Source organism: Treponema vincentii, assembly GCF_010365865.1.
Classification (GTDB): domain Bacteria; phylum Spirochaetota; class Spirochaetia; order Treponematales; family Treponemataceae; genus Treponema.
In genome coordinates, this window is the sequence record NZ_CP048020.1 from 1,993,638 (window position 1) to 2,014,949 (window position 21,312).

General features: G+C 38.9%; 21 protein-coding genes. 4 read left to right on the forward strand and 17 right to left on the reverse strand.

Annotated elements, in window-relative coordinates; translation table 11 throughout:
* Positions 1-160 precede the first annotated feature (160 nt).
* A complete protein-coding gene (locus GWP43_RS09300; RefSeq protein ID WP_162663917.1) occupies positions 161-673 on the forward strand; it encodes a hypothetical protein in 513 nt (170 codons plus the stop codon).
* A gap of 56 nt (positions 674-729) precedes the next feature.
* Here the strand turns inward: GWP43_RS09300 and GWP43_RS09305 are convergent, their stop codons facing one another.
* From GWP43_RS09305 to GWP43_RS09320, 4 genes are read right to left on the reverse strand one after another with little or no spacing between them, the layout of a single operon-like run.
* Positions 730-936, reverse strand: coding sequence for a hypothetical protein (locus GWP43_RS09305; RefSeq protein WP_162663918.1), 207 nt, complete (start codon positions 934-936; stop codon positions 730-732).
* Positions 937-951: 15 nt separating this feature from the next.
* Positions 952-1,422: a Holliday junction resolvase RecU gene (locus GWP43_RS09310; RefSeq protein ID WP_162663919.1), complete on the reverse strand. Its 471-nt coding sequence runs from the start codon at positions 1,420-1,422 to the stop codon at positions 952-954.
* The gene (locus GWP43_RS09315; protein ID WP_162663920.1) at positions 1,419-1,778 is read right to left on the reverse strand and encodes an HNH endonuclease; all 360 of its coding nucleotides are present in this window, start codon (positions 1,776-1,778) and stop codon (positions 1,419-1,421) included. The genes GWP43_RS09310 and GWP43_RS09315 overlap by 4 nt, the downstream gene beginning before the upstream one ends.
* Positions 1,741-2,124: a hypothetical protein gene (locus tag GWP43_RS09320; protein ID WP_162663921.1), complete on the reverse strand. Its 384-nt coding sequence runs from the start codon at positions 2,122-2,124 to the stop codon at positions 1,741-1,743. Before GWP43_RS09320 ends, GWP43_RS09315 begins: the two co-directional genes overlap by 38 nt.
* Before the next feature lie 876 nt (positions 2,125-3,000).
* Here GWP43_RS09320 and GWP43_RS09325 point away from each other — a divergent pair.
* Positions 3,001-5,409: a primase-helicase family protein gene (locus GWP43_RS09325; protein WP_162663922.1), complete on the forward strand. Its 2,409-nt coding sequence runs from the start codon at positions 3,001-3,003 to the stop codon at positions 5,407-5,409.
* A gap of 29 nt (positions 5,410-5,438) precedes the next feature.
* Positions 5,439-6,032, forward strand: a complete 594-nt coding sequence (locus GWP43_RS09330; protein WP_162663923.1) for a hypothetical protein — start codon at positions 5,439-5,441, stop codon at positions 6,030-6,032.
* A 42-nt stretch (positions 6,033-6,074) separates the two neighbouring features.
* Here GWP43_RS09330 and GWP43_RS09335 read toward each other — a convergent pair whose 3' ends face one another.
* From GWP43_RS09335 to GWP43_RS09370, 8 genes are all read right to left on the reverse strand, one after another.
* Entirely contained in the window at positions 6,075-7,868 is a 1,794-nt protein-coding gene (locus GWP43_RS09335; protein WP_230977653.1) for a recombinase family protein, read from the reverse strand.
* A 416-nt stretch (positions 7,869-8,284) separates the two neighbouring features.
* A complete protein-coding gene (locus GWP43_RS09340) occupies positions 8,285-9,247 on the reverse strand; it encodes a UDP-glucuronic acid decarboxylase family protein (RefSeq protein ID WP_203232400.1) in 963 nt (320 codons plus the stop codon).
* The gene (locus GWP43_RS09345; protein WP_162663924.1) at positions 9,222-12,425 is read right to left on the reverse strand and encodes a radical SAM protein; all 3,204 of its coding nucleotides are present in this window, start codon (positions 12,423-12,425) and stop codon (positions 9,222-9,224) included. The genes GWP43_RS09340 and GWP43_RS09345 overlap by 26 nt, the downstream gene beginning before the upstream one ends.
* Positions 12,383-13,171 (reverse strand): glycosyltransferase, encoded by a 789-nt coding sequence (locus GWP43_RS09350; RefSeq protein WP_162663925.1) that lies wholly within the window; start codon positions 13,169-13,171, stop codon positions 12,383-12,385. Before GWP43_RS09350 ends, GWP43_RS09345 begins: the two co-directional genes overlap by 43 nt.
* Before the next feature lie 119 nt (positions 13,172-13,290).
* Positions 13,291-14,013, reverse strand: coding sequence for a glycosyltransferase family 2 protein (locus GWP43_RS09355; protein WP_162663926.1), 723 nt, complete (start codon positions 14,011-14,013; stop codon positions 13,291-13,293).
* Entirely contained in the window at positions 13,997-14,683 is a 687-nt protein-coding gene (locus GWP43_RS09360) for a queuosine precursor transporter (RefSeq protein WP_162663927.1), read from the reverse strand. The genes GWP43_RS09355 and GWP43_RS09360 overlap by 17 nt, the downstream gene beginning before the upstream one ends.
* A complete protein-coding gene (locus GWP43_RS09365) occupies positions 14,676-15,458 on the reverse strand; it encodes a Rossmann-fold NAD(P)-binding domain-containing protein (RefSeq protein ID WP_162663928.1) in 783 nt (260 codons plus the stop codon). The genes GWP43_RS09360 and GWP43_RS09365 overlap by 8 nt, the downstream gene beginning before the upstream one ends.
* A 277-nt stretch (positions 15,459-15,735) precedes the next feature.
* On the reverse strand, positions 15,736-16,020 hold the full coding sequence (locus tag GWP43_RS09370) for a hypothetical protein (RefSeq protein WP_230977654.1): 285 nt from the start codon (positions 16,018-16,020) through the stop codon (positions 15,736-15,738).
* A 12-nt stretch (positions 16,021-16,032) separates the two neighbouring features.
* On the opposite strand from GWP43_RS09370, the gene GWP43_RS09375 reads away from it, so the two are divergent.
* On the forward strand, positions 16,033-16,509 hold the full coding sequence (locus tag GWP43_RS09375; RefSeq protein ID WP_162663929.1) for a pyridoxamine 5'-phosphate oxidase family protein: 477 nt from the start codon (positions 16,033-16,035) through the stop codon (positions 16,507-16,509).
* 133 nt (positions 16,510-16,642) lie between these two features.
* On the opposite strand, the gene GWP43_RS09380 is transcribed toward GWP43_RS09375, so the two are convergent.
* The 5 genes from GWP43_RS09380 to GWP43_RS09400 form a co-directional block, all read right to left on the reverse strand.
* Positions 16,643-17,911: an ABC transporter substrate-binding protein gene (locus GWP43_RS09380; RefSeq protein ID WP_162663930.1), complete on the reverse strand. Its 1,269-nt coding sequence runs from the start codon at positions 17,909-17,911 to the stop codon at positions 16,643-16,645.
* 139 nt (positions 17,912-18,050) lie between these two features.
* Complete coding sequence (locus GWP43_RS09385) at positions 18,051-18,635, reverse strand: hypothetical protein (protein WP_162663931.1); 585 nt, start codon at positions 18,633-18,635, stop codon at positions 18,051-18,053.
* A 180-nt stretch (positions 18,636-18,815) separates the two neighbouring features.
* Complete coding sequence (locus GWP43_RS09390; protein WP_162663932.1) at positions 18,816-19,352, reverse strand: GNAT family N-acetyltransferase; 537 nt, start codon at positions 19,350-19,352, stop codon at positions 18,816-18,818.
* A 213-nt stretch (positions 19,353-19,565) separates the two neighbouring features.
* Entirely contained in the window at positions 19,566-20,360 is a 795-nt protein-coding gene (locus GWP43_RS09395; RefSeq protein WP_162663933.1) for a hypothetical protein, read from the reverse strand.
* A gap of 4 nt (positions 20,361-20,364) precedes the next feature.
* The gene (locus GWP43_RS09400) at positions 20,365-21,312 is read right to left on the reverse strand and encodes a DMT family transporter (RefSeq protein ID WP_162663934.1); all 948 of its coding nucleotides are present in this window, start codon (positions 21,310-21,312) and stop codon (positions 20,365-20,367) included.

Sequence of the window (21,312 nt, forward strand, 5' to 3'; positions counted from 1 at the left end):
CGTTGCCCCGAACACGAAAAACAAAATAGCATTGGATAACCCGCTTCATACTACGTTTCTTTTTTGTAGGGCGGCAGAATTACACAATATTCCATTGCCGATAAAAAGCGGCCGCCCTGAACATGATTACCTCGCCTTTCTCGATTCCAGTAAAGAAGTTATGGCTCACTATGAAAAGATAAATCCAGATTTTTATCTTGACTTAGCATTAGGGATGCCGGATAAAACGATACCGGACTGCATGCTTCATGCAGATGCTTTCTGTTTCAACTTGTGGCTAGGCTGCCCCGACGATATACCGGTAGTATCCTTCAAGGCTAACTTTTCTTTATCGGAAATTATTAGCCATTTATATGAAGGGTATCCCGTTCTTATGCTTAAAACAGAAACGCCAGAGATGGGTTTGAACCGAAATGGAGAACACCACCTTTCTTTACTAACCGGTCTTATCTATAAACATGAAGCTATTAAGAATTTAGACTTAACCGGTCGGGCGGGGCAAAATACATTAAAGAGAATGAGGCCGAACTATTTTGTCTTTGATGATTTACAAGGGAAAGAATCCATAGTCCCTTATTATGGTTTCTTAAACAGTTATTTCAATCTTAATTCTGAAAAAAAGTTTACGTATTTTTTTAATCCGTTAGCCTCTTTATATCTACCGAGGCGATAAACAAAAAGAAAGGACTAACTCCACTTCATAGTATGGGGCTAGTCCTTTTACAACTTCTAATCAGCTCTCAAGCCTATTCCAACCGAAACGAAAAATAAACATAATCCCATTCCGATTACTATTGATTGTTCATACGTCAATAGAAAGGGAAGACGTAAAACAAGGCGTACCATATTCGTCCCCGCCATAACGAGAAACGATACAACGACTACCGCCCCTACCATCGTTAGAATACTAACCACCGCAAGGTTTATCTTATCCATTATCTTCATAATGATTTAGTTATTTCTTTTATAAGTATTCTCAAGAATTTCGGTAGTAATAATAGTATTCCAAGAAAAACGTTTCTTTTGAATTGGGTTATAGGGAAGAAGAGAAAGGTATTTTTTATGAATTGAGAAACTTTTATAAAGGGGGCAAAGGCTTTTCCAATCAAAGATATACGCCCGAATATCGCCTCTATTTACCGATATACCGAGAATAATGAAGCAGTAAGCTCCCTCTATCTTGCTCCACTGGGTTAAAAAATCCGCTTGGTGAGGCTCTATCCGATTAAGGTTGAACGCTCGCAACGTATTCATATATTTTGCTTCTATAAAAGCCGGATAGTATTTCCCGTTAAATTCAAGCCCGCCGATTATATCGCAAGGTCGCTTAATCGTTCTATTATATAATCCGGTGGGGTCGGGTATCTTATAAAGTAACGTTCCCGATTTCACAATAATTGTACATAATTCCGCTTCATTCATTTTAACCGCGCCCGTATCTCTTGAGCGGTCTTTACTCGATGGCATTCACGGCAGAGCGTTTGAAGATTATCGACATTGAAGAATAACGCTTCACTTCCTCGCGGGGGGATAATATGGTCTACCGTTAATGATTCATTAGTCCCGCACCGAACACAACAGGGTTGTTGTTGTATATGAGCTTTTCTTAAAGCCCGCCACGTAGAAGTTTGATACAGGTCTTCATTGCTTCTTTTTGCTTTCTGGAACGGGATTATCTCTCGATTATGTTTTTCACAATAGCAAGAACGTTCTAAAGCGAACTCATTACAACCGGCTTCCCTACATAACTTTTTCAGCAAGGTGAATTTCTCCCCCATTCTCAATAAGACTTTCTAAGCTAATCGTTGGAACTTCTTTCTTAAACATCGCCTTCTGAAAGCCAAAGTACGCATACGCAGAAAGCCGGTCTATTTTGAAGTCCTCTTTATAAAGATACTTATCAATAACGTATAACGTCGCATCTTCAATCTTATCCTCAAGCTCTTCCGGTCTAAAGGTGAGATTCTTTTTTCGGCAATAATCAAGAATATAATTTCTTTGGAGTTCCCGACATATCAGGTACATTCTAGCTAGGAGCGCATACTCTTTTGCGCTATTAGAACCTTTTACTTGAAGGTACTCGGCTTGTAGCTTTTCATAGATTTCATTGTGGTTTACTTTCATAACAAGTTAGTTATAAAAGGATGGGGACAGTACGCCTGAACTAAAACGCACAGTCCCCAAAATGAAAATAGATTGCTCGATAAGGATGAACTACTTCCTTATCTCTTATATAGTCTATAATAACCCCGAAATGAAAAAGATAGCCCGTATTAAAAACCGGCGGGTTAGATAAGCTCTTTTAGTTTAGGTTGGCCGAGTTTAATTAAGGCAGATTAGAAGATAAGACTTGCCTTGAAAGCGTAATAATAGCTATGGGATGGGAAAGCGTTACAAGGAGCGTTACTACGTGAGTCTTTAATACATATAGGCTTAATAAATTAAATAAACGTTGTAACACTTGTAACAGTGATTCTCAACTCATTATACTCTTTTATACTCTTTTATTTTTCAACTTAAAAATGCCGTTACAAGTGTTACAATCGTTACAAAAATAAGCAAGTCGTTATTATATATAGACTTATACAATCAATAAACTGTAACACCTCTGTAACACTTGTAACACTTTGACGCTAGAAAAACAGTTTTTCTCTCTCAAATAATCCCATTAAACCTATCTTTTAACGTTTCCGTAACACTTTTTACGTTTTTGTAACGCTTTTTGTAACACCTTTTAACGTTTTTGTAACGATAAAAACTCTCTAAAAAATTAAAGTTTTTCAAGATTTCTGTAGCAAAAACTTTTCAGCGAAAACTCTAGGGAAAAACTCCCAGTTATTATATAGGAGAAAGAATCACGGGTTAATTTATAAAAAAGAGAAATTCCATTTTTAGCCCCTCTTGAACTAAATATTTAAAGATTTTTTCTAAAAACGGGCACTTTTGCCTTTTTCGTACAACTAAATAATTATGGGCAAACAATGCCCGAAAGGAGAATAAATGAAAATAGATTTAAGCGAATTCCTTAAACTCGGAGGCGGTTTTTATATCCCGCAAGCGGAGTTTACTGATTCAATAAAAGGAGCTACCAACCAAATGGCGCAAGAACTAGCCAAAAAGGATGAGCTAACGCTTGAAACGCTTCATAAGCAAATGCGCTTATTTATAGAAGAAAATAATACAACGCTTTGGGGAAACCGCCTCTTAGAAAAAGAATTTGAGACAAAGCAGGAAGACGGAACCATAATTAAGGGGATTAAAAAAGTTCCGGCGGGAAAAACGGGGCAAGACTTGTACGAAGTCCATAAAGAAGAAATCGAATCCCATATAGCGGCGCTCGTTATTGATAATACTACTCACAAAATCCCGTATAAACGAAGCGTCCGAACTTTTATCGAAGCAATGAAGTACCTTTCTCCGAATTGGGAAGCCGCTTCACTTGCGACATCCTATACGGCGATACGAAAGTTATTCGAGAATATTTATAATGAACTCGGTTATGAAGGCGCTCGCAAACAAGACGTATGCGTTATTTTTGAACAGCTAAAGCGTGGGGGCGGCGGTAAAAGCGTATTTTTGAAGGGGCTAGCGTCCGTTCTTAAAAAATACGGGCTTCAATCAACCGATGACGATTTGCCCCGTCAACGGTTTAACTCCCCCCAAGCGGCTAATAATCATCTCGTTATTCATAACGATATTGGGCGAACCGAATGGCGCAATCGGGCGGTTGGTATTTTTAATAATCAGATTGATAGGAACGAGTATATATATGAACCAAAGGGAAAGGCGACGATAGCGTTAAGGGCACGGGCAACGCATATTATTTCAACTAACGTCCATCTTGAGGACGAGGATAATAACCGCCGATACGCCTATATTCCTCTCACCAATCGAGTATTATTCGCAACGGACGGGGCAATAAGCGATAAAAACGTTATCCCGCAAGAGGACTTAAAAAAATACTTTTCTTGTTATCCTTACTCCGGTAATGAGGATGCGTTTACTGAACGGCTGGAATATTGGATTGAAAAAGCCTTTTTATCTTGCCCGTTTGGTTATACTTTTTCATTGGGGGACGTAGTAAAATCTAAAACGCCCAAGCTGCCCCGTAAGTTCTTTTTGCTTATTCACGAACTGGAAAATTTTGTAGAGTTTGAAGGAAAAGAATATCTCGGTAACCTAAAGCTGGGGCAGTTCATACGGGAAACCGCTTTCAATGAACGCAAGCCGGAAGAAAATGATAGATACTTTCGAGACTTAAAAGATACGCTCAATACTTATTTTGGGGAAAAGATTAGAACGGGCGGAAAACCCTTTAGGACGTGGAGTTTCGCCTGGAATAAAATCCTTGAAATTGGACTAGCCGAAAATGAAAGTCCCGATGCTTTTGAAGATATAGAAGATATACAGGAAAAGTGGTTAAAAGCCCATAGAGCCATCATCAATGCCGCCATTGAGGATATTGAACCGCTTGAAGAAACTTTAACGAATGAAACCGCCGAAACAAAAGACGTTCGTTATAATCGACAACCGGTAGACGCAAACCTGACGGAAGAAGAAAAAGAAGTACAAGAATTTATCGACGCTTTCCATCTTCACGTATGTAAGGATAAATATACAAAGCCGGAAACCGCCTTACAACACGGGACTAATTATGAATTTATGGTAAACGGAAGCTGTACCGCCGACGATAGAAAAGCGGAACACGTTATCCCGAAAATGTTTGTTTATGAGATTGACTACCTCGAAGATGAAGGACAAGAAACCGATTTGGGTAAACAACTTAAAAAACAGTGGGATATTATTAAAAAGAGTATCGATACTACGAATCATATTGCTTCCGTTACTTTGAGCGGAAACAAGTCCATCCATGTTCTGGTTCCCCATACGGATGGTGAGTTAATAAAAGAAGATTATAAATTCTACTGGGAAGAAACGGCAAAACGGCTCTTCGGTGAGGATTCTCGTTTTTTTGATACGGCTTGTGCATCGGTTGGACGGCTAACCCGTTGCTTCAATATGAAACGGGGCAATATAGAGCAAAAGTTGTTATATAAGAATTTAAAAGCAACTCCTATTGACGTAAAGCCTCTTATGGAAGCCCGCCAAAAGGAAAAAGCCCAAAAAGTGATACTCGCAAACTTGAAAGTATACGCCCATAATGGGCAAACCGATTACCGCAAGAAGCTAGAGAATTGCGCCCGAAAGTATCCGGTAAATGAAAACTATCAAAAGGCGTTGGATATTATAAATGGGAGCGTAGATAAAGGGCTTAATCCCGTTGCGATAATCCAGTCTTTGAAGTCGAGCGATTTCAACGAATCTTGGGTTAAAAGCTATATCTACGAACCAATGAATCGGGAACACCCCAGCTGTACCGGTCAAGCGTTTGAATATTATTGGAGATAGAGTTTAAGAACTGCCGGAACTAATTACTTATGAACAATGAGATAATTAGTTCTGCCGCAAGAAACGGCGTTAAAAGGTTCTTAAAAGATACTTATGGATGTGAATTTTCCGAAACCCATTATAATGGCTTGGATAACAAAAAATTCGGAGATTATTGCTATGAATCGGGAAACTTAAAAATCAACGTGGATTATAAGTATTCAGAAGACCCGAATTTAAGCAAAGTTATATCTTTGGAGCTGACGGATTATAAAGATGAGACGTGGCTTATCAATGATAATATTAACCTTCTTGTTTTTGAAACAACGAGCCAGATAGTGATTCTCAGCCATGAAAAAATGAAGCGGTTAGCGAAAACTTGTTTGATAGCTGATTATGGTAATGGAAAAGGCTTTTTTGATACCTCTACGCATATTGGGCGAAACAAACATTTTATAGTTCTATCAAAAGCTCATTTTGAAAACGTTGAACCGCTTCAGCTCTCATGTGAAACTATGAACTCTATTCGAGACTTTGTAGAATGTCATAGTCCCCGTGGAGCCTGCGTCGCAAGCGTCAAGATTGCGCTTCTTGAGCGGGAGAATCTCATTGAAGGAAGATACGCTAAAAGGAGAAAAGTATAAGCAATAGTGAAGTAAGCCCCCCTTTTAGCGGGGCTTCTTCTCTTAAAATACTATTCGTTTGCTTATCATATCAAAGCTGGATAAACCGTTTACTATCCCACTCAATAAAATACGACGCATTGTAGCGATGTACATTTCCTCATCGGTCAGCTCTTCTTTATGATGGCTTATGAGATAGTCAATATTCTTCCCGCCCTTTTCCAGTAATTCCTGATACATACTTTGTGGAAATTGATAGTGTTTAGTCGTATTAAAAATATAGGTAACCCCTCCCGATATAATCGTCAATTTCGTACCGTTTAAAGTTGCGCTGTCTACTACCCGTAATAAATGATTACGCTGTTCTTCAATATTCCATTTTTCAAAAAATTGTATTAGCAAATCTTTAGCGGAATAATATAATAGCTGGGCTTGAGTTTTCTCCATATCGGCGTTCTTATTTTCAAGGTCAATTTCAGCGTCAATAATATTTTTATCCGCTTCGCTGATAGCCCCTTCCGCGTTATCAATTTGCTTCGCTAGGACAGTAATAGTACCAACGTCCTCGGCAGCTTCGAGGGCTTTTTTCAACTTGTTTTTTTGTATCTCCAGTTTTTTGCGATTAGCTTTCAAGGTTTTGAGCTTTTCTTTTATAGCTTTCTTTTCAATTTCTTCTTGGAATAATTGTTCCTTTAAGAATTTTGTCTCCCCATCGGAAGCAAGGATATTATAGAGGACAAATGTTTTGAGTATCGTGTCTATCTTATGCTGTACTATTGATTTGGGTTTTTGGCTACAGGCTCCGGCTATCGTTTTATGGTGGAAATAGTATAAGTAGTGCTGTTCTTTCCCGTTCCGTTTCTGTATTTGTATTTGATGGAAGTACTTGGAACCGCACAAAGCGCATTGTATTATTCCCGTCCCAAGGGCTTTTTCAGCTTTACGATTTTTGGCTTCTTTTCGCTTCCCGCGGTGTACTCTTAGCCGCTCCTTATTCTCTATCCATTCCTCACGGGTAAATATTTCTATCGGGTAGGCGCTGGACTTAACCCAATAATCGGGATTGCGGAGCATTTGAAGTGAATCAATTTCAAAGTTATCAAATTTTTTAAGATAGTCTAATCCCTTAGTATTGAGAGTATATCCGGTATAATCAAAATGCTGCATATAGCGGGATAACTGGCTAGTCCTTGTCAATTTATAGCGGGTAGTATCTTTAAAATCCGCTTCGCTTACGATAATACTGCGTAAAGATTCCCCATTTTTGAACCGCTTAAACCAATTCTTTAGCTGGTCAATTTCAGCCGGTACCGCTTCCCATAAGTAATTTCCTTTTTCATTCTTGACGGTTTTACGGTAGCCAAAAAATGACGTATAGCTCCGCTTACCGCTATCAATAGCGTTATAAAGTCCCCGCGTCGTCCTCCGTACAATCAACTGTCTTTCATATTGCGCAACCGCATCCAACATACTTCTTAATAATTGAACGTTCGGGTCGTATAAATCATATTCTTTATCTTTTTCGTATAATCGGATTTTATGCTTCAAAAAGAGATTAAAGATAACGGCGGAAGCGTATTGATTTCTTGAGAGCCTCGAATGTTCCCAGACCCATACGGCGTTGATGGTACCGAGTTTTATTGCTTCAATCATTTCTGAAAAAGCTGGTCGGTTAGCGAAAGGGTCTTTATCCTCGCTATCGTCAATTTTGTATCCAGAGAAACCTTTGTCTTGAAATACTTTGTACTTCATGTTATTATGATTAGCGAAATCAATTCCAGCTTTAACTTGCTGGTCTATTGTAGAAAACTCACCGCTATCCCTGCTTGTCCTTGCGTAAACACCGAGCACTTCCATATCCTCCAGTATAACATACTTTTGTATAAAGTAAAGTTTTATGGACATGGACGGCGGTGGTTCTACGCAGCAGCGTGTTTGCGCAGCAAACACGTAGGTAAAAAATGTACAGGACGTACATTTTTTACCGTGCCTGCGGGTGTTTTTTGTACGCTCCTAGCATCTATACCGTCTCTTTGCAAAAGCGCTGGATGTGTGTATCTACTTCGTTGCTCGTTCAGCGAAGTACATCCGTGTACTTCGCTGAACACAAGTTTGACCGGTGTCAAACTTGTTTCTACTTAATACACGCGGCATCCGTGCCAATGTTTAAGCGGCATTGCCGCTTAAACTTGCAAGTTTTGCCAAAGGCAAAACATTGCTACTGAAAATACTCAACATAGCAGAACCGCCCACGTGTCCATATCTGAGAGTATCTATATTGCAAGCAAGTCTTTAAAATACGCTATTGTTTTTTCTAATCCCTTGTCGAGCTTTATAACAGGCTGCCACTGCAATACTTTTTTTGCCAGTGATATATCAGGTTGTCTCTGTTTTGGATCATCCGTAGGTAATGCCATATATTTACAGGTTACATTAGTTTCACAAAGTTTGAGTATGTGCATAGCAAGCTCATTAATTGTTATTTCTTCAGATGTTCCAAGATTAATAGGGACTGTTATCTTTACCGGAGTTTCCATTAATGCAAGCAAACCGCGTACTAAATCATCTATATAGCAAAAACTTCGAGTTTGTGCTCCCGTACCGTATATGGTAATATCTTTATGCTGTAGCGCCTGTACGATAAAATTACATATAGCGCGTCCGTCATCCATTTGCATTCCCGGCCCGTAGCAATTAAATATTCTGGCTATTTTAACTTTCGTTTTGTATTGTCTATAATAATCCACACAAAGGCTTTCTGCTGCCCGTTTTCCTTCATCATAACAGCTCCGGATGCCGACAGGATTAACATTTCCCCAGTAATCCTCTTGCTGTGGATGCTGAAGTGCATCACCGTAAACTTCAGATGTCGAAGCTTGCAATATCTTTGCATGATGTTGCGTTGCAAGTTCAAGTATATTCAAGACACCGATAACATTTGTTTTCATTGTATAGATAGGATCTTTTTGGTAGTATTTCGGTGATGCCGGACAAGCAAAATTGTATATCTCATCTACATAAAATGAAAACGGTTGTGTTATATCATGTTCAATAAATTCAAAATCAGGATTATGGCTAAAGCATTGTATATTTTTTAATGTGCTGCAAAATAAGTTATCCATACATATTACATGACAGTTCCGATTTAATAGTGCCGAACATACATTTGATCCTATAAATCCCGCGCCACCCGTTATCAATACTACTTTTTTATTTTTCAACATTGTAATTTCCATATACTTTCTCCCAAAACGGAGAAATAATATTTCTGAAAGGAGCTTTTTCGCAGCGGGGTAAAAAATCACCGTCGCTTTCTGCATAGTGTTTAAAATTTCCGCAATATCGGCAATACTTTTTTAATTGTCCGACTAATGTTTCCTCCGTAGCATCCTTTAAGTAAGGTATACCGCCACCGTCTTTTAGTACTCTGCTGATTGCTCCGCAAACGGAACAGGCAAAATAACCGTTTTTATTGAGTCCTATACCGCAATATGAAGTTACCCAACAACCTTTACTGAAATCCGCACTATTAAAATCAGGGTCGTCAACCGGAGCATCGGCAAAGGGAGTAAAGTAGTCAACGGTATTTTTAGTTTTAAATGATTCATAATCTATACGCACGTTTTGAAATTGTTCCGCTTCTTTACATAATCTTCTGGAATTCTCCGTAAATCCGTTTGAGACAACTTGAATAATCACATCGTTATTATAAACATCAGCATACTCTGTTTGCAACATTTTAAGAATAGCAATAAAATCGGGATGTAAAGTAGGTTCTCCGCCTAAAACATTAATGAGCCTCCAGCGTCGATGTAGTTTTTTACTTTCGGTGATAAACGCGCCAATATCTTCGATTGCCATATAATCTTTTGATGGGGCAAGTCCGCAAGAACGATTACATCCTTCACACCTCAGATTGCAATCAAAAGTAATATCTATTTCAATTTTATTTTGGTTCGGCTTGAATATCTTTCTATTTTTATACAACGTAGCGGCCGTCAATGGTCTTTTACTAAGAATTTCTTTAATACATTGTTCTTTTAAAGCCCTATCCGCATTTCGCTTCTCATAATCGCGTTCATAATAATAATTGATAAAATCCATTTGGAAAGGAGATGAACTCATTTCAACCATAGAAATCATCATGGCATAATCATCGCACTTTTCAAACCATTTTTGTTGCGAATATTTTAATTCTACATTATTATATTTAAAATATGACATCGGAATTGAATCAAAAAGATATTTTCGAAATGTTTTAAGATGCTGCCAGACATTACCGCCATTTTTTCTTGGTTCCATAAAATTTACCGGATAGCGATAATGTGGTTGCAACCGATAGGTTTGATGAACCCGTCCACAAGTCATATCAACACCCCACATTTCATATTTTTTATATACATCGTATAATGCTTCACGTCCTATCAATGCATCATCGGTATCAATGCAAACAATAATAGAATCAGGATTATTACAATACTTGTGAATCGCAATGTATTCGCATTGTAATTTAGGTAAATGAGTTCGCCCTTTTATGAAAGTAATACGATTCTGGTACGGTTTAATTATTTGTTCAATAAAAAGCGACATACCATTATCGGAGCAGTCATCGTAAAACAAAATACCGAAATCTTGAAAACTTTGACTTATTAAGGAACACCACATCCGAAGAAATTTATCGACAGTAATATTTTTAAAACAAGAAAGTACAACCATTGTCTCATTGCGTTTCGGAGTACACCAATCGTAAAATGAACCTTCGCAGTCAAAATGATCGTATTGAATATCCGGAATGATACTCTGTTCTACTCTATCAAGAATATTCATCCAACTATACGCGCTACTCTTCCGATAGTTTTGAGGATGAACATAAAAAGTTCGGTTATCCCCCCCTCGAATAGAACAGTATCCTGTTTCTTTTTGTAATTTTTCAAGCGAGCGATACCATGTTAACTGTAATCTACCGTCACAATCTAATGTATTCGGAAATGGACGAAGCCTAAACATTCTTTGCTTGTCAAAAAGCCCCATTCTGACTTCCGGCACGTATCCGCCGTTCTCAAATCCGAAGTAAGCCTTACTCTGTGAATTACAAATATTAAATCCAACGGAAATCACTTTTTCATTTTTCTTAAGTTCAGCAAGCATATCCTGCATATACGAATGATCAATATCCCTTCGACCAATCATCACATCGCTATCCATTTGAAAAATATAGTCGCCGCTGCACTGCTCAAAAGCGTACAGCTGGGAACTTATCGGTACATTTGAAGACGAATGAGTGTGATTCGTTGACAAACCGAACCAATCCCAATTAATACGCTCTGTGTAATCGGGATTGAATATAAAATATCTATCGATAACGCCTTCTTTCTTTAAAGTATCAACTATGTTAATAACTTTCTCAAAATCGGCATTTTCGGTAAATTGACGAATAAAATTATCTTTTTTTGAGTCGATAGAGACAATGACTTCATGGAATATATTTGGGCATGAAAGCTGCCTGACAATATGTTTTATATTCTGTTCAATTATTTCAACATCCTGTGCGCAGGTTTTAATCAATAGAGAAACCTTGTCTTGCAGCGGTTGCAGTTTTTTATACCCGACAATGATGGCCTCCGGTACAAACGTATTATTGTCGGAAAGTCGTATATCCTTTATCTGAATATCACATAGATATAAATGCTGTTTGATTTTATTAAAAAACAATTGTTCAAGATTATCTATTTGCTGTATTGAATAACTCTCATAAATAAGATCTTTTCTCTTAACAACCTCGAATGAATTAATGACTGTCTTTGATTCCTCATACATAATATTTGCAAATATCTTATTTATAAAAGTACGACAATCTTTTAATTCAGGAAGATCAAAATTATTAATTGCACTTCGTTGTAGTTTTTTTAAATCAGGGTTATCATTTTCATGAAGAAAGATATACATTCGTACACAAGCATTTAAGAACAGGCTATCATTATAATATTGACATCCGTCTAAATCTATTAGTTTTATAATACCGTTGACGCGAATAAAATTTTCTTTTTTACAATCTCGAATGACAATCTTTTTTTGCCAACACTCGGTTAAGAAATTAATCACATCATCTTCTGTAAATGCTGTGACCGGCTTTGATGGTTCATATGGGTATTTCTCTATAACCAATCCTTCAAATTCAATCACTTCTTCCAGTTGATAAAAGGACTTATATGTTTCTTTTTCGAAAAAGAATGTAAGATGTTGATATGTGTACCATTTATTTCCACCCGTGAACCATGGTAGAACAACTTTATACACATGCTGTCCGTTGTGAAACACAACACCTTCAAAACCTTGTCCAAGATACGTAAGATTTTTCAAGCCATATCGTGCTAATATGTTTTGAGCTCTTTCTTTTCGTTCAGTATTTTCCATAAACGTATCCCTTCTTGATAAAGTTTTTCTCTGGCTTGTTTATAATCATCTTTTTTTTTATTATTCGCAGTCATATTTCCATCTAAATTATAGATCGTCAATAATACACCTTCGGCGAAAGCAATATTGTATTGTTTATGACTGAGTAATATTCTTACTGATAAAAAATGATCCTCTGCACTGGGAATATCAGGATATTCTTCAAGACTCTTTAATGTAAGAAAGATATTACAAGACGGTAATTCGGAATCGGCGAATCCTTCTGCCATACTTTTTAATCGTTGTAAAAGATACTGTGGATTTTTTAGCCTCTTGCTCGCTTTATTAATACGATCAATAACCATATTATTCTGCCGCAGATAATTACCTGCAAAAATAACATCTGCATCGGTTTGCCGTTTTAAATTTTCAATGTGTGAAAGAACAAATTGATCGGCATATTCATCATCACAATCCAATCGTCCTATTAAATTTACGGCACCAAAATACTTTGCAATATACTTATTAAGATGATTCCGTGTTTTTGATACGTTCTGATATTGTACTTTTGTGATGATAATCTGCGGATTTATCAACAAATCTTCTACAGTTTCTTCCCAACAATCGGTCGAGTTATCGTCAGCGATTAAAATCCATATCTGTGCATTGATATTTTTTTGTTCAAGAATTGAAGTTAGGCATCGTCTTATCGTATTTCGACCGTTATGAATCGCAACACCGATAACAATTTTTTTCAGTACCGGCATTATTCCGGATAAGATTAAACAACTTCAAAATATTCGTTCGATTAGTATATGAAAATAAGCTTTCGGCACGATCCAAAGCCTTGCGTAATACTTCTTCCGAATAAAGCAGTATATGTTTTTCAAAAAACAAAGTAAGCCCTTGTTCTTTCTTCTTTTTTGTTATATGTTATGGAACCATTCCAAGCATAGTGATTAACAAGTACTTCGGGTATTATTTTAATATTTTCTTTTGATACGCATCTAAGTATCCTGATCATCAAGTCTCTATCCGTGCAGCTTGGAAGGCTTTCATCAAATCCTCCTATACAATTCAGTATTCCAAGACGAATAAACATATTACTGCCTTGTATTCCCGGATTGCCGCATAGAAAAGAGTTAACGACCAAATCTTCATAACTAAAGATATTCGCCGTTTTGCAGTCGCTTCGCTTCAGATATGCTGCCAATAAATCAGGGGCATATGAACCAACACTAATGGCATTTTTGCATTTTTCCAAATACCGTATATCCCAACTGTCATCATCATCCAGAATAGCAATATAGTCGGTATCTAAAAATCGAGCATTATACCATTCAATTCCGGAATTCCATGCTCCGGTACCGCTCATTCCTGATGTTTTAGTATTCTTGATGTAATGAATATTGGCATCATTACGCATACTGATACGATGTTGCACTTCAGCACTTACCGTTTCGTCGGTATTGTCATCAACAATTAAAACACAGTCAGCTTTTTTCGTCTGGCACAAAACTGAAGGAAGCGCACGCGAGAACAGTAGCTCGTTTCTCCCCATCGATGTTGCAATAAGCACTCCGACTTTATAATTATTTGTCATCGGCATTTTTAATCGATAAATCCATATTGACCATCTTGTTTCTTCCTAAATTTTGGCAGAAACATTGATACCGCTGTTTCGATCTTCTTGTCAGTAGATAAAAAAAAGGAGTATCACAGAGTGCAAGAATTACTTTTGCAAAGAAAACACCATACAGCAAATCAGCTACTCTCGGTACAATACCATAAAATGCAATAAAACTGAAAACCGCAGTATCAATAAATTGGCTAATAATAGTGCTTATATTATTTCGAAGAAACTTATATTTTTCAGAATAAGATTTTATCTTATGGAAAATAAACACATCAACACTCTGACTTATTAAATATCCCGATAAACTTGCAATAATAATTCTGGTAGTAGAATTAAAAATTTGATTAAATGCGGAAGTATCATTATCTGACGGAAGTATTAATGCTAAACGGATCAGTAAGAAGCTTATTATAAGACAGATGAAACCTATCTTCACAAGTCGATCAGCCGCTTTTTTTCCGTATAACTCTCCGACGACATCCGTCATTAAGTATGTAACGGCATAGGCTATAGTTGCAGAAGGCATCCGTAATCCGTAAATCGTTACTATTTTTGACCCTAGTACATTAGAGATAAGGAGACCGGTAATAAATATGCTGTAATAAACCGGTAAAATGTTATTTATGTCATCAGTCTTATTCATGGCTGACCCCATCGGCTCTATTCAATACAGCATTCTTCATATCCGTATTAATTCTTTCTACGGCACACATCAACGGTAAATTGAACTGTGCGTTAAACGCCGGGATATCTTTATTAAAACAGTGAGAATCATAATAAGGCGTTTCTTCGTATACAAATGTATGGCTGGCATTAATCCGTGAATCTTTGATAAAAATATTTCTTACATCTTCATATTCCACCCCCTCTTTTTTACAAGCAAGGGCAATTTCATTACAAAAGGTGACTTTCAGAGCAAGAAAACAATTTTCCATATATTTTGCAATAATGGCAGTCTTTATATCCGTATATATAATTTCAAAATCCGCACTATGAATTAATGTGTAAAGATATGCTACTTTGTTGCATAAACCACGTGAACCGCCCAGTACTACATAATTGTGTAAACCTGAATGAGGCGTAGTACCGGTAAACTCGGGAGAGAAAATAGCATTCTGAGGCAAAAAGCGAATAATATCTACCGGTATTGTTGATTTTATAATAATCACATCCGCATCGATTCGGCTACAAAGATCAACAACGATAGAAATATCTGCGGAGCCGCTATCCATTTTATCGGTTGGAACACAGACAAAAGCAAAATTGTAATGCTCATGTAAATCATTAACTTTGTATGGGCAATTTGGACTGTAAGGATCGTACACTGAAAGTGCCGCTTTTGAAGCCGTGGCCATCTTTTGGAAGTCTTGAAATAAAACTTGCCCAATATGACCATATCCGCATTGTAAGATTTTCATATTGTCTCCTAATGAAACCTTACCCCTTTACTTGCAGTAGGAAGTTCTGCATAGTGCAATTATCTTTATGATAACCGTTTATATAATACCGAGCGGTATTATATAAGTCTTACTAAGGTTTCACTGTGACCGAATATACTGAAACTTAACGATACTGTCAAGGACAGGATAAGAAGTCAAGATTTTTAAAAACTCACAAATCTATAACCGAATATTTTTTGTAACTTTGCGATTCGCAGCGCCAGGTTCGTCTTTTCCGGATTTTCAGTTATTGTTATTACTGATATGAAATATTCAGCTTATCGGTTATTTCGCTTTGTGTTTTTTCGCCTCGCTTTTTAGGCAGCATAAGAGCAAATTCAATATGTAATTCAGCTTCCACAGCATATTCCAACTGAAATTCGGGCAGCGGTATCGATATTCCCCGTACGATCTCGCTTTCCAAAATTCCATTTCCTGCTTTCGTCGCCATCTCCAAGGTTGTTTTTTTCAGTATTCTCAAAAGTAAGAACGTGTGGTAAGTCTTGGTAATAGACAGTTTATGGTATATAGTATGTGCCAAGGAGTCTTACCTATGAGAAGATCTGACAGAGAAGTAACCGACTATCAACAAATAAAGTTGATTATTGAACAGGCAAAAGTAGTACATATCGGGATGATCGATAACGGCCGTCCGTATGTAGTACCAATGCAGTACGGTTTTGTATTTACCGGCGGTAAGTTAACTCTCTATGTGCATTGCGCAAAAGAAGGCCGGAAACTCGATATCATCAAAAAGAACCCGTGTGTTTTTATTGAACTTGAAACGAATGTTGCAATTGTTTCCGGCGGCGATGTTCCGTGTAAATACGGTTCGGAATATGCAAGCATTATGGGAGACGGAATAGTAGTTATTGTTGAAGATATTTCAGAAAAGATTTTCGGATTGCAGCTTATGATGAAAACGCAAAGCGGCAGAGATTTTGAAATAACCGAACAGATGGCGGCATCGGTTACAGTGTTGCGTATCGATGTTCCGTGTGTAACAGCAAAGAGTAGGGTTAAAGCCTAAGCTTATCATAGAAGAGACTTTCCTGATTGAACAACTGCACAAAGTGTCACCTTTGGAAGTTGTTCAATTTGTAGCGTACTTACAAGCTACAGTGTCTGTTTACCTTAAACTCATCACTGCGTATAACCACAGGTTAGGGTTTATACCACTGTGCAAGCCCTTCCGCTAAAGCATTGGCAGCTTGCTGGGGAGTTTTTTCTCCTTTCATAACGGCAACTACACCATCATTCAGCAAAGTATAGCCGGAAGGCGTTCCGTTCATCAACCTTGGCCATACAAAGCGAACATCCTGCCCTCGCCCGGTAAGAAGTGCATAAATTTCGGCACCTTGAGAACTTTCGATAGGAATACTCCCATTGAACATAGAATAAAAACCGCTCGGCAAATATTTTGCGACAACGGTGGCTCCTTCGGCTGTACAAAGCCACGACAAGAAATCCCAAGCCTCTTTTTGATGCGTTCCGTTCGCATTCATCGCTATTCCTACATCAACATGGAAGCAAATTTCAGGCTGTTTTCCGGCCGGAGGTGGAAATGCGAAATTTCCCCACTGAAACGGTAACTCTTTAAAGCTGTCGAGTGTCCAGGAACCGTCAGCATACATAGCCGCTTTACCCGTTGCGAAAAGCATATTTGAATCAGCATACGTTAATGATTCAAAATTTTCGAAACAATAGGGGGCAATATCCTTCATTGCAGAAAAGGCTGCAACCATATCACCATCGTTAAAAGGACGCAAGCCGTTTTCATATTCATGCCTGCCTTTTTCGCCGCCGATAAAGTTCGGTAATAATCCCATCATAAAACATTCATTGATATCCCATCCATCGGCAAGTCCGTTTGCAAATGGGGTATATCCGGCATCTTTTAAATCTTTGCAGGCAAGCAAAAGTTCTTCCCATGTGGTGGGAATAGCGAGATCTACTCTTCCAAAAATATCTTTATTATAATAAATACTCTGCACCACGGCAGCAACAGGAACTGCGAAAGATTTACCGTCAGAGCCTCGCCATGCATCTTTACTGCTTTCGGAAAAATGTTCTTCTAAATATGGTAAATTGCTTATATCTACCAAAAAACCCTTCTCATACAATTCCATACCGATTGCATAAGAGCGAGCAAACATTAAATCCGGATCGGATCCACTATCCAACTGCATACGAAGCTCTGTATTGTAATTGGGTGGGTTGATCGGCTTAAATTGAATAGATACGCCGCTTACTTTTTCATATTCGGCAAGTAAGCGAGTCCATGCTCCCAAATCATCTGTACGCCATGATCCCAGTGTTAAAACAGTTTTTTCTGCATTTTTTCTTGTACTTTTTACACATCCCAAACAAACCGTAGTGGCACAAAATATCATAAAAAGCAGCATTAGGATTGCGATAAATCTTCTCTGCATATTTTCTCCTCCGCAATTATGACGAGTAAAATGGACTCTCCCCAAATCTTCTGCGAAAATATCCGTAACATACACCGGTAATTGGTCTCTGTCAATCTGTTAAAATGAGCGTGTCAATGGAATAAGGATGGAATACAACTTAAAAATTAGCAAGAAAATAAATACCAAGAAAGATAGCTAAGCGGGCTTTCTCTGCCGGAAGCCTAGGTTGCACCGTTAGACATTCAAGATAATACCAAAAAAGTCCGAAATCGGGATCTATACGAATGGCGTACTCTAAAAAACCTTCACTGTCGATTTGCCGACCGAAAAGCAATAATACCACATCATGCAAAACGCCGAGGCATTCAGGCAGCAAGTCCGCGTAAGCAGCCGGATTTTCTGCCTGCTGCATGGATTCACAAAAACAGCGGAGGCGATATAGAATATCCTCTTTTACATCTTCGTCGGCTTTTTCAACCCACATCTTATCGACAAGCAGCTGTACATTTTTTTCAAAGCTACGGATAAGGTTGATTTGATAGTGCCGAGTAATCGGCTCGGTACCTGTAAATACCTGTTCGAAGGACCCGCTCGCATCAAAAGCCCTCGCAATAAGCAATGCTTGTACGGCAGACACTTCAGCCTCCTCCGCTGCAAGAAAGGCGGGAAGATATTCAACCGCCGCCTTCCGTATCTGTTCCGGCAGCTGCATACCCACATCGTTAAAGATAGATTTAAGCATGCCTAAAAATGGTCTTTAATTTATTTTTTGTCAAGTAGTTTCCCCTTTATGTTCCAGTTTAAGATCATGGTGAATGAACAGAGGGCATTTTAGGGAAAACCTCTAAAAACGGCAAACCTACCGGTTCGTCCTACAAGGACATGATTTATCACATTCGCTCTAGGGGGAATTAGAGTCTTTTTATATCGTTTTTTCGTAGATAAAAGCCCTCTTGTCCCCGAACCATGCAAACCGGTCTAAAATTTGTGTGCGGATAAAGCCTTGTTTTTCATAAATCCTGATTGCTTTATGCCAATCTTCATGCACAAGCAAGACGACCTGTTCCACCTGCGGAAAAACGACGGCGATGCGTTCTATAGCAGAAGCAAAAAATTTTTCGGCAATGCTTTGTCCGCGTACTTCCGGCAACAATGCAAAAGAAGATATATACAACACCGTTCCTGCAGGCTGATGACGTTCTCGTACCGAATGTCCGAGTGCAAACGCGCCGACGTCCATCTGTAAGGCATCCCATAGTTCAGCCGTAAAATAACCGCACACCGATTGCGTATCAGCTTTAACAAGAACATAATTGCAACCGGAAGTATATGCGATGCGATCGGCAAATACACTTTCGTCCTCAACGATGTTTTCTTCAAAGCTTTGCCGTTCCACCTGCATAACCGCAGCCAAATCTCTCGGTTCCGCCTTTCTTACGCTATACCCTTTTGCTACCATTATCACTACCCCAAGGCAACCACATCAGATACACGAATCGAATACCGCAGAATAGATAGGCTGTAAGACCATTTGAGACGCAACACGGCGAAACTCTGGTTGAACAGCCTATCTATTCTGCGGGCTGTTATTCGTGCGGAGAGCTTAATACCCCGACGCTTGCGTCGGGGTTGTTGATTAAAAGAATCTGCTGTATTTGCCCCGAGCTCCTCATCACCACCCCAAGATCGCTTTACGATGCAGTAAGCCTATTATGCGAAGATTTTCTTCCGCAGATTTATGCTGATCACCCAGTTTTTTAAAATCGATAGCAAAGCAGTTCATCGAAAAATGCTGAAATACATAGACCGGCGCATCGGATTTTCCGCCGTATTGCCGTTGCAGCTCATCCGCATAAGCGGTAAAAAGAGATTTTTTTCTTAATTCGCCGTACCCCACCAGCCAAAGCGGACAACCGAGTGCTTTCTGCAGGGCAGCGGTATGGGAAGCGAGCCATTGTTGCGTTTCTTCAAAAAGGCTGCGGAATTGTTCACCGCCATTTTTGAGTAAGTAATTAAGCTCCTTCGTTTTTGCCGTATGAATAGGAGTTTTGTTGAGGATGATAGCCTCTCGCCTAAAATCGATGTTGAGTTCGGGATTGCGGCGAAAAAAGCCTTCCGCGACCTTCCCCGCCTGACCTACCAAATAGCGCTGATTTTTATGCAGCTGTTCGTTTTTTCCCGGATTATCACTAACGATAATCAGTTTTATTTGATCGGAGCCTTGTAGTTCGTCCAAACTATGGTTGTAGACAATGGGGGTTTCCTGCGGGTAGGCAGGGGTTTTGTTCTCCGCCGCTGCTGCTTGCTGTAACAAATGCAGCACACCTCGCCCAGCCGATTTTTCTACGGATGACACTGCTTCATTAGGGGCTGAATATTCATAGCCACAGCGGGTAAGCCATTGCCGACATGACGTTTTAAAATCGGTTCTAAAGGCGGAAAAAGCCTGCCACTCTCTTTCGGTCATCGGATTACTTAACTTTTATCTGAGAAAAAATTTTTCTGAATACATTACTGCTCAATTTTTTCTTGAGGAATCCCAGCTTGGTTTCGGAAATTACGATAGCGATAAAAATAAAAGCACACCCGATTAAAAGCGAAGCCGTTACCTCTTCATGCCAGAATGCGATGGCAAGGATAATACCGAATACCGACTCAAGAGAGAATATGAGCGCAGCTGTCGATGCGATAACCTCCCGTTGACCGATTGCCTGCAGTATATTAGTCAGCGACATACAAATAATACCTAAATAAAGAGCGGCAAAAACGGACTGCCCGTTCCAGACGATTTTAGCACTGTCTTCAAAAAAATAGGTATATAAACCTGCATAGATGGCTCCGAAAAACAAATTTCCGATCGTGAGCAAAATCGGATCCATGGTGTCGACATATCGTCCGAGATATACAAGGTAGGCGCCGAAAACCACGCTGCCTATCAGAGCGAGGAAATCACCGAGATTTAAACCGACATCGGAAGTTTTTAAAAGGTTCGGCATCGAAATGAAGCTGATACCGACTAGACAGACAACAGCAGCGATAACGTGATAAATATTCGGCTTTCTTTTCCATACGAACCATGCAATAAACGGAGTGATAACGCAATAGGTCGCGACCAAAAAACCGCAGCGCCCCGGCGGGCATCCTGCAGCAATGGAAAGATTTTGCATCAAATACCCAATGGTCATCAGAAAGCCGAGAAAAGCGCAAACGGTAACGTATGATCGGGACAAGTTTTTTAACCGTTTGATAAAAACCAGCATCAACACCCCGCCTCCGATGGCGCACCGCAAAAAGACCAAAAAGGCAGGAGGGAAATAGCTGCTTGTACTGCTGATAGCGACAAAGGTAGTCCCCCAAAATATTGCCGCAACCAAGAGCGCAACATGCGCACCGATTTCTTTTTTTGTAAGTTTACTCAT